This window comes from Streptomyces sp. NPDC006384 (assembly GCF_042870695.1).
Lineage (GTDB): Bacteria > Actinomycetota > Actinomycetes > Streptomycetales > Streptomycetaceae > Streptomyces.
The window spans coordinates 101925-111397 of record NZ_JBIAHR010000027.1; the positions used below are offsets into that span (position 1 = coordinate 101925).

Annotated in this window: 5 protein-coding genes; 3 read left to right on the top strand and 2 right to left on the bottom strand. The window is 71.8% G+C overall.

What is annotated here, in order from left to right:
* The first annotated feature begins 191 nt into the window (after positions 1 to 191).
* On the top strand, positions 192 to 2018 hold the full coding sequence (locus tag ACFYOJ_RS30065) for an AMP-dependent synthetase/ligase (RefSeq protein WP_356555266.1): 1827 nt from the start codon (positions 192 to 194) through the stop codon (positions 2016 to 2018).
* Between the two features lie 83 nt (positions 2019 to 2101).
* The gene (locus ACFYOJ_RS30070) at positions 2102 to 2938 is read left to right on the top strand and encodes an aldo/keto reductase (RefSeq protein ID WP_356555264.1); all 837 of its coding nucleotides are present in this window, start codon (positions 2102 to 2104) and stop codon (positions 2936 to 2938) included.
* A 103-nt stretch (positions 2939 to 3041) separates the two neighbouring features.
* Here ACFYOJ_RS30070 and ACFYOJ_RS30075 read toward each other — a convergent pair whose 3' ends face one another.
* Together ACFYOJ_RS30075 and ACFYOJ_RS30080 are read right to left on the bottom strand one after the other, a co-directional pair.
* Positions 3042 to 3968 (bottom strand): class I SAM-dependent methyltransferase, encoded by a 927-nt coding sequence (locus tag ACFYOJ_RS30075; protein WP_356555262.1) that lies wholly within the window; start codon positions 3966 to 3968, stop codon positions 3042 to 3044.
* A 147-nt stretch (positions 3969 to 4115) separates the two neighbouring features.
* Positions 4116 to 5843 carry a glycoside hydrolase family 6 protein gene (locus ACFYOJ_RS30080; protein ID WP_356555260.1) on the bottom strand — a complete coding sequence of 576 codons (1728 nt, stop codon included), beginning with the start codon at positions 5841 to 5843 and terminating at the stop codon, positions 4116 to 4118.
* 531 nt (positions 5844 to 6374) lie between these two features.
* Between ACFYOJ_RS30080 and ACFYOJ_RS30085 the strand changes: the two genes are divergently transcribed.
* Complete coding sequence (locus ACFYOJ_RS30085) at positions 6375 to 9296, top strand: glycoside hydrolase family 48 protein (RefSeq protein WP_356555258.1); 2922 nt, start codon at positions 6375 to 6377, stop codon at positions 9294 to 9296.
* The last annotated feature ends 177 nt before the right edge of the window (positions 9297 to 9473 follow it).

Genomic DNA, 9473 nt, shown 5'->3' on the forward strand with positions numbered 1-9473 from the left:
ACACCACCGAATCCCGCGCGACCGTCGGGAACGTGCCCGGCACTTCCCCATGTGGGCGCATTTTCCCCCGCCGGCCGACGCCTTTGTGCACAGTTCCCGGCCCCTTCGGCCCTCCCGGCCCCGCCCCGCGTGGGGTAGCTTTCACCGCCTGTGCGGGGACGTCACCAGGAACCAGCGACGGGGAGCGGGGTTTGCGCGAGTTCACCAGCCCTCCGTCCGCACCGGCACCGCCGGTGGGCGGTCTGGCCGACGTCGTCTTCCGGCACGCGGAGGAGGACCCGGGGCGCATCGCGCTGGCCCGCAAGGACGCGGACGGTCAGTGGCGGGACGTGAGCGCCGGCGAGTTCCGCGACGAGGTGCTGGCCCTCGCCAAGGGACTGCTCGCCCAGGGGGTCCGCTTCGGCGACCGGGTCGCCCTCATGTCCCGCACCCGCTACGAGTGGACGCTCTTCGACTTCGCCCTGTGGAGCATCGGCGCCCAGGTGGTGCCCGTCTACCCGACCTCCTCGGCCGAGCAGTGCCTGTGGATGCTGCACGACGCCGAGGTCACGGCGGCGGTCGTCGAGCACGAGGACCACGCGATGACGATCGCCACCGTCATCGACCGGCTGCCGCGCCTGCGCGGACTGTGGCAGCTGGACTCCGGCGCCGTACGGGAGCTGTACGAGGCGGGTGCCCGCGTCGACGACGACACGGTGCACCGGCACCGGCGGGCGGTCACGCCCGACTCGCCCGCCACCGTCATCTACACCTCGGGCACCACGGGCCGCCCCAAGGGCTGCGTCCTGACGCACGGCAACCTCATGTACGAGGCGGACACCGTCATCGCGCGCTGGGAGCCGGTGTTCCACTCCCGCAAGGGCGACGAGGCGGCGACCCTGCTGTTCCTCCCGCTGGCGCACGTCTTCGGACGGATGGTGGAGGTCGCCGCGGTCCGCGGCAGGGTCCGCTTCGGCCACCAGCCGCAGCTGAACGCCGCGGCTCTGCTGCCCGATCTGGCCGCGTTCCGGCCGACGTTCGTCCTGGCCGTGCCGTACGCCTTCGAGAAGGTGTTCCACGCGGCCCGGCGCAGGGCGGAGAAGGAGGGGAGGGGCGGCGCCTTCGAGAAGGCCGTAGAGGTGGCGGTGAAGTACGCGGAGGCGGTGGAGGCCAGGGCCTGGGGCACCGGCCCGGGTCCCTCGGCGGGCCTGCGCGTGCAGCACCAGCTCTTCGACAGGCTCGTCTACGCCAAGGTGCGGGCCGCGATGGGCGGGCGCCTCCGCAACGCCATGTCGGGCGGCTCGGCGATGGACCGGCGCCTCGGCCTGTTCTTCGCCGGCGCCGGCATACAGATCTACGAGGGCTACGGCCTGACCGAGTCGACGGCGGCGGCCACCGCCAACCCTCCCGGGCGCACCCGCTACGGCACCGTCGGCCCGCCCGTGCCGGGCGTCACCGTGCGCATCGCGGACGACGGCGAGATCTGGCTGCGCGGCGACAACGTCTTCCAGGGCTACCTCAACGACCCGCAGGCCACCGCGAGGACCCTGCGCGACGGCTGGCTGGCCACCGGCGACCTGGGCTCGCTCGACGAGGACGGCCACCTCACCATCACGGGCCGCAAGAAGGAGATCCTGGTGACCTCCGGCGGCAAGAGCGTCAGCCCCGGCCCGCTGGAGGAGCGGGTCCGGGACCATCCGCTGGTCGGCCAGTGCATCGTCGTCGGCAACGACCGTCCGTACGTCGCGGCCCTGATCACGCTCGACCAGGAGGCGGTCGACCACTGGCTGGCGATGCGCGGCAAGCCCCGGCTGCCGCCGGCCGAGCTGGTGCGCGACGCCGCCCTGGAGAAGGAGGTGCGGCGCGCGGTCGTCACGGCCAACACGCTCGTGTCGCAGTCCGAGGCGATCCGCACCTTCCGCATCCTGGCCCGGCCGTTCACCGAGGAGGACGGGCTGCTGACGCCCTCGCTCAAGCTCAAGCGCAAGGCCATCGAGAACGCCTTCGCCGCCGAGGTCGAGGCCCTGTACCGGACATGATTTCTCCGGTCAGGAATGCATCGCGCCCCGTGATCGTTGACCATGGGAGTACCACCTGACCACAACCGAAGGATCACGAGCTCGTGAGCAGCAAGGTCCCCCCGATCATCCTGAACAACGGCGTCGAGATGCCCCAGCTGGGCTACGGCGTCTGGCAGGTGCCGGACGACGAGGCCGAGCAGGCCGTCGTCACGGCCCTGGAGGCCGGGTACCGCAGCATCGACACAGCGGCGATCTACGGCAATGAAGAGGGCACCGGCAAGGCCATCGCCGCCTCCGGCATCGCCCGCGAGGATCTCTTCGTCACCACCAAGCTCTGGAACAGCGACCAGGGGTACGACGCCACCCTGCGCGCCTTCGACACGTCGCTGGCCAAGCTCGGCCTCGACTACGTGGACCTGTACCTGATCCACTGGCCGCTGCCGGCGCAGGACCGCTACGTCGACACGTACAAGGCGTTCGAGAAGCTGTACGCCGACGGCCGGGTCCGGGCCATCGGCGTCTCCAACTTCCTTCCGGAGCACCTGGAGCGGCTGATCGGCGAGACGTCGGTCGTCCCGGCCGTCAACCAGATCGAGCTGCACCCCCACCTCCAGCAGCAGGCCTCCCGCGACTTCCACGCGGAGCGGGGCATCGCCACCGAGGCGTGGTCCCCGCTCGGCCAGGGCAAGGGGCTGCTGGAGGTCCCGGCGATCGTGGCGATCGCCCGGAAGCACGACCGCACCCCGGCCCAGGTCGTGCTGCGCTGGCACCTCCAGCTCGGCAACGTCGTGATCCCGAAGTCCGTGACGCCGTCGCGGATCGAGGAGAACATCGACGTGTTCGGCTTCACCCTGGACGACGAGGACCTGGCGGCGATCAGCGCGCTCGACGAGAACCGGCGTCTGGGCCCGGACCCGGCGGAGTTCAACGGCGCCTGACGGCTCCCCCGTTCGCCGTCCGGCCCACGCGGGCGGCGAGGGCGCAGGGGCCCGGTCCGCACCACGGACCGGGCCCCTTCTCCATGCCCGTCGGCCCCCGCCGTCAGTCCGCGGGCCGTACCGCCGTGTGGACGGTGTGCGCCAGCAGGACGAACACGTCGGGCCGCCGGTGCACGCTCGCCGCGTCCTCGGGGTCGAGCAGCCGGTCGAGGGTGGCGCGGTCCTCGGCGTCGAGGCTGTCGCCGAGGCGCTCCCGCGTCCGGGACAGGGAGGCGGTGACGTACGCGCGGGCCTCGTCGGGGAGGGGTGCGGGCAGGTCCAGCAGGAAGCTGCGGGTGCCGGTGTGCCGCAGTCCCGCCGCGGTCAGCAGCGCGGGCCAGTCCTCCGTCTCGGCGACGGTGCCGGGCAGGCTCGCGCGCATCCCGGCGAACGCGTCCTCCTCCGCGGCGTGCAGCCTGGCCTGCAGTCCCGGGCGGCCGATGCCGATGTCCCGGGGCAGGAAGCGGGCGGGCAGGCCGCCCTCCAGGATCGCCAGCGTGCCGCCGGGGGCGAGGTGCCCGGCGAAGGCGGCGAGGGCGGCGCGCTGGTCGCCCAGGTGGTGCAGGCTCTGGCTCGCCCACAGCAGGTCGGCGGGGTACTCGAGGTCGCCCAGGACGTCCGGCAGGTCACCGGTGAGGGTGCCGAAGCGGTCGGCGACGCCGAGCCGGGCGGCCCGGTCGCGGGCCCGTTCCAGGAGGGGCCCGGCCCCGTCGACGGCGACGACCCGGGCGTCCGGGAAGGTCTCGGCGAACAGGCAGGAGACGACGCCGGGGCCGCTGCCCGCGTCGGCGATCAGCCCCGGCGCCGGCACCTGCCGGGCCAGCCAGGCCAGGGCCTGCCGGTACAGGGGGGTGAGCAGCTCCGCCTGTGCCTCCAGCAGCGGGGCCATCGCGGCCCAGTCGAGGCCGGCGTGGTCGTGGTCGTGGTGATGGCCGGGCTCGTGCCCCTGGTGGTGATGGTCGTCGTTCCTGTGCTCGTGGTCGTGCGCCATGCCGGTCAGCCTTCCGTTCGCGGTGCCGCCAGGGTGCGACGACCCGCCGGACGGAAGCAAGTCACCTTGCCGTAATCGCAAAACCGCCGTGCGGGACCCGGCCGTGCGGCCGGGTCCCGACGGTGGTTCAGCCGTGCGCCTGCCCGCTCACGGCAGGGGCGGGTAGGCGTTCTTCATCAGTTCCTGGAACTGCGCGGAGAACCAGTGCCCCGACAGCGGGGCGTCCGGGAGGGCGCCGGACATGTTGTTGCCGTTGCGGGCGTTGCCGGTGTACGTCGGGTCGCACATCCGGTCGAAGCCCTTGCCCTCGTCGTTCGGGATCTCCTTGCTCGCGCCGTCCGACTCCCCCGGCGGCTTCATCCACACGTAGGCGTCGATGCCCGGTTCGGGGTTGGCCTGCGGCCGTTCGCCGAGGCCCGCCCCGGACTGGTTGCACCAGTTGCCGAGGTGGATGCGGCGGTCGTAGCGGCCGCCGTTCACGTAGGTGTCGACGCTGGTCGTGGCGCCGGGTCCGGTGGGCCGCTGGGTGCCGCCCCAGCCGTTGCGGGAGGTGTCGATGAGCATGCCGATGTTCTTGTCGAAGCCGATCGAGACCAGCTTGTCGCGCATGGCCTGCGCGTAGGACAGCTCGTCGGTGTAGCGGTTCCAGTCGACCCACTTGGACTGGCGCACGGACGTGCCGTTCACCGTGTCCGTGATCTTGAAGTGGTCCTCCTTGAGCGCGCTGTAGTTGGCGGTGTTGACGATGAAGCCGTGGACGTCGTTCACGGTCGCGCCCTCGGTGGTGGCGGCCGTCTTGAACATCTCGGCCGAGGCGCCGAAGTTGTCGTCCCAGCCGAGCCAGCCGTGGTGGCCGGCGTCGATGTAGTTGTAGACGTGGGGGATGTCGCCGAGCTTGTTCAGGGCGTAGCCGATGCCCTTCTGGTAGTTGCCGTTGGCCTTCATCACGTCGCAGTTGGCCGTGGCGGTCGGGCGGCCGGTGACGTTGGTGACGAGGTTGGGCAGCGAGTCGATCTCGACCGTGGTGACGATCCGCAGCGAGGCGTACTTCGGGTCGGCGAGGATCGCGGCGATCGGGTCGATGTACTGCGTCTTGTACTTGTCGATCTCCGTGGGGCCCAGTTCGCCGTTGGAGGCCAGGGCCGCGCAGTCGCGTCCGGGCAGGTTGTAGACGACGAGCTGGATGTACAGCTCGTCCGCCCCCTTCTGCTTCAGCGCCTCGTCGAGGTGGTCGCGCAGGCCCATGCCGTCGCCCACGCCCTCGATGGCCGCGATCCGGTCCAGCCAGACGCCGGTGGGCTGGTCGGCGATCCGGCCGCCGCCGGGCTCGGCCTTCGCCTTGGCGGACCACTCCGGGTTCACGTACCCCTTGGCGCCGGCGTACGGGTTGTCCACCCGGCCGGAGGGACCACCGGGGTCCGGCGGGTCGGTCGGGTCGGGATCGGGTGAACCGCCGTCGTCGACGTTGCAGGTCACGCCGTTGAGGGTGAACGTGGCCGGGACGGCGTTGCTGCCGCTGTAGGTGGCCTGGAAGCCGAAGCTCGCCGAACCGCCGGTGGGGAGCGCGCCGTTGTACGACTCGTTGGCCGCCGTGACGGCGGAGCCGTTCTGGCTGACCTTCGCGTTCCAGCTGTTGGTCACCTTCTGGCTGCCGGCGTACGTCCAGCCCAGCGTCCAGCCGGAGGTGGCGGCGCCGTTGTTGGTGACGGTCACGGCGGCGGTGAAGCCGGAGCCCCAGTCGTTCTGCACCTTGTAGTCGACGGTGCAGGCGGCGGCCGCCGCGCCGGCGCTCGCCGAGTGGGCGGTGAGCGCCGTGCCGGAGGCGCCGGCGACCAGCGTCAGTGCGGCGAGCATCGCGGTTCTGGTACGGGTCATGAGCGGGGTTTCCTTCCGTCGTCGGGGTGCGGGTGCGGTCGTACGGAGTCACGCGTGCCGGACACCGGCCACCGCCGGACGGCATGGGGCTGCCGTCGCGGCCGGAGGCAGGAGCGGCCTGCGTGCGGGAAGAGGCTGACCACGGGTGGAGCTGTGCACCGGTACGTCGGCCCGTCGCGCGCCGGACCGGCCGCGACGGCGGCCGGACGTCCTGGGCGCGGAGGGTGGAACGGGGGGTGTCGCATGAGCGAGTCCTTGCAGCCGGGGCGCGCCACGACGGGCGCGCCGACTGGTGGAACCGCTCCCACTGGTGAAGTGAAGGTAGCGCCAAGTGTCGGTAAAGAACAGAGGAGTTGCCGACTTTCGCCCCATGCCGCCCAACGAACCCTGTCGAATCTTTTCGACTCTTCACACATCTTGACCGCCCGGAACCCCCTCTTCACTATGGGAGCGCTCCCGCTGGTTCAAGGCTTGACGCTTCCCCCCATCCCCCCCACCCCTCTTCGCGAGCCGCAAGGAGGAACCAGCACCATGCATCCCGGACACAGACCAGGACGCCGCGGCAGACGGCGCCTGTGGACGGCCGCCGCGGCGGCCCTCGCACTCCCCCTCACCATGATCGGCGTCGGCACGGCCCCCGCCCAGGCGGCGGCGGTCCGGTGCAGCGTCGACTACCGGACCAACGACTGGGGCTCCGGCTTCACCGCCGACCTGACCCTCACCAACCGCGGCGCCGACGCCATCGACGGCTGGACGCTGACCTACTCCTACACGGGCGACCAGAAGCTGGCCAACGGCTGGAACGGCGCCTGGTCCCAGTCCGGCCGGACGGTCACCGTGAAGAACGCCCCGCACAACGCGCGCATCGCGGCCGGCGCCGCCGTCTCCGCCGGCGGGCAGTTCACCTACAGCGGCACCAACACCGCGCCGACGGATTTCGCGGTCAACGGCACCCCGTGCACCGGCGCGCACCAGCCGCCGGTCACCGTGCTGACCAGCCCGGAGCCGGGCGCCGTGTACACGCGGGGAGAGACGGTGCCCCTGGCCGCCACGGCCGCGGCCGCCGACGACGCCACGATCAGCAAGGTGGAGTTCTACGACGACACCACCCTGCTGGGCACCGACACCAGCGCGCCCTACACGCACGCGGCCACTGGTTTGACCGTGGGCAGTCATTCCCTGGTGGCGAAGGCCTACGACAGCACGGGCGCCTCCGCCGCCTCCGTCCCGGTCGGCATCACGGTCGCCTCGGGACCGACCGTGGTCGCCTCTCCCTCCCAACTGGGCGTCCAGCAGGGCGAGTCGGGCACCTACGAGGTCAGGCTGTCCAAGCAGCCGGCCGCGGACGTGACGGTGACGACGGCGCGGGCGAGCGGCAACGCCGGCCTGTCCGTCACCGGCGGGGCGAGCCTCACCTTCACCCCCTCGAACTGGGACACCGCCCAGAAGGTGACCGTGGCCGCCGACGCCTCCGGCACCGGCTCGGCGGTCTTCGAGTCGACGGCCCCGGGCCACGGCAAGGCCACGGTGACGGTGACCCAGCTGGCGGCGGCGAAGGAGTACGACGCCCGCTTCCTGGAGCTCTACGGCAAGATCACCGACCCGGCGAGCGGCTACTTCTCCCCGGAGGGCATCCCGTACCACTCGGTCGAGACGCTCATCGTCGAGGCACCGGACCACGGCCACGAGACCACGTCCGAGGCGTACAGCTACCTGCTGTGGCTCCAGGCCATGTACGGCAAGGTGACCGGCGACTGGTCCAGGTTCAACGGCGCCTGGGAGATCATGGAGAAGTACATGATCCCCACGCACGCCGACCAGCCCACCAACTCCTCCTACAACGCGTCCAAGCCGGCCACCTACGCCCCTGAGCTGGACACGCCCGAGGAGTACCCGGCGAAGCTCGACGGCACCGTGTCCGTCGGCCCGGACCCGATCGCCGCCGAACTGAGGTCGGCGTACGGCACGGACGACGTCTACGGCATGCACTGGCTGCAGGACGTCGACAACACCTACGGCTACGGCAACTCGCCCGGCAAGTGCGAGGCGGGTCCCTCCGACACCGGCCCCTCCTACATCAACACCTTCCAGCGCGGCGCGCAGGAGTCGGTGTGGGAGACGGTGCCGCAGCCCACCTGCGACGCCTTCAAGTACGGTGGCAAGAACGGCTACCTGGACCTCTTCACCGGTGACGCGTCCTACGCCAGGCAGTGGAAGTTCACCAACGCCCCGGACGCCGACGCGCGCGCCGTGCAGGCCGCGTACTGGGCGGACATCTGGGCGAAGGAGCAGGGCAAGGGCACGGAGATCTCCGGGACCGTCGCCAAGGCCGCCAAGATGGGCGACTACCTGCGCTACGCGATGTACGACAAGTACTTCAAGAAGGTCGGCAACTGCGTGGGGCCGGCGAGCTGCCCGGCCGGCACCGGCAAGGACTCCTCGCACTACCTGCTGTCCTGGTACTACGCCTGGGGCGGTGCCACCGACACCTCGGCGGGCTGGGCCTGGCGCATCGGCTCCAGCCACACCCACGGCGGCTACCAGAACCCGCTGGCCGCGTACGCCCTCAGCACCTACGACAGCCTGAAGCCCAGGTCGGCGACGGGCGCGGCGGACTGGGCCAAGTCCCTGGACCGGCAGATCGAGTTCTACCGCTGGCTCCAGTCCGACGAGGGCGCCATCGCGGGCGGCGCCACCAACAGCTGGGCGGGCCGCTACGCGACACCGCCGGCCGGCACACCGACCTTCTACGGCATGTACTACGACGAGAAGCCGGTGTACCACGACCCGCCGTCCAACCAGTGGTTCGGCTTCCAGGCCTGGTCCATGGAACGGGTCGCCGAGTACTACCGGCAGAGCGGCGACGCGCGGGCGAAGGAGGTCCTGGACAAGTGGGTCGACTGGGCGCTGTCGGAGACGACGGTCAACCCGGACGGCAGCTTCCGGATGCCCTCGACGCTGAAGTGGTCGGGGCAGCCGGACACCTGGAACGCGGCCTCCCCCGGTGACAACGCCGGCCTGCACGTCACCGTCGTGGACTACACGAACGACGTCGGTGTGGCGGCGGCGTACGCCAAGACCCTGACGTACTACGCCGACCGCTCGGGCGACACGGAGGCGGCGGCGACCGCCAAGGCCCTCCTCGACGGCATGTGGGAGAACAACCAGGACGCGCTCGGCATCGCCGTCCCGGAGACCCGCGCCGACTACAGCCGCTTCGACGACCCGGTGCACGTACCGGAGGGCTGGACCGGCACCATGCCGAACGGCGACACCATCGACTCGTCGTCGACCTTCTCCTCGATCCGCTCCTTCTACCAGGACGACCCCGCCTGGTCGAAGATCGAGAGCTACCTCGCGGGCGGTGCCGCGCCCACCTTCACCTACCACCGCTTCTGGGCGCAGGCGGACATCGCCCTCGCCATGGGCACGTACGCGGAGCTGCTCGAGTAGCCCTCGTCGGCTCCGTGTGACCGGTCCCGCCGCCCGGCGGCGGGACCGGCCCGGCGGGGGGGCGCCCGCCCCCCCCCGGGGCCCCCCGGGGGGGGGGGGGGGGCCCCCCCCCCCGGCGGGGGGGGGCCCCCCCGGGGGGGCCCCCCGGGGGGGGCCCCCCGGGGGGGCCCGGCGGGC

Excerpts from the sequence above, each read along its gene's own strand:
- ACFYOJ_RS30075 (WP_356555262.1), bottom strand. The coding sequence starts at position 3,968 with ATGGCGCACGACCACGAGCACAGGAACGACGACCATCACCACCAGGGG.
- ACFYOJ_RS30085 (WP_356555258.1), top strand. The coding sequence starts at position 6,375 with ATGCATCCCGGACACAGACCAGGACGCCGCGGCAGACGGCGCCTGTGG.
- ACFYOJ_RS30080 (WP_356555260.1), bottom strand. The coding sequence starts at position 5,843 with ATGACCCGTACCAGAACCGCGATGCTCGCCGCACTGACGCTGGTCGCC.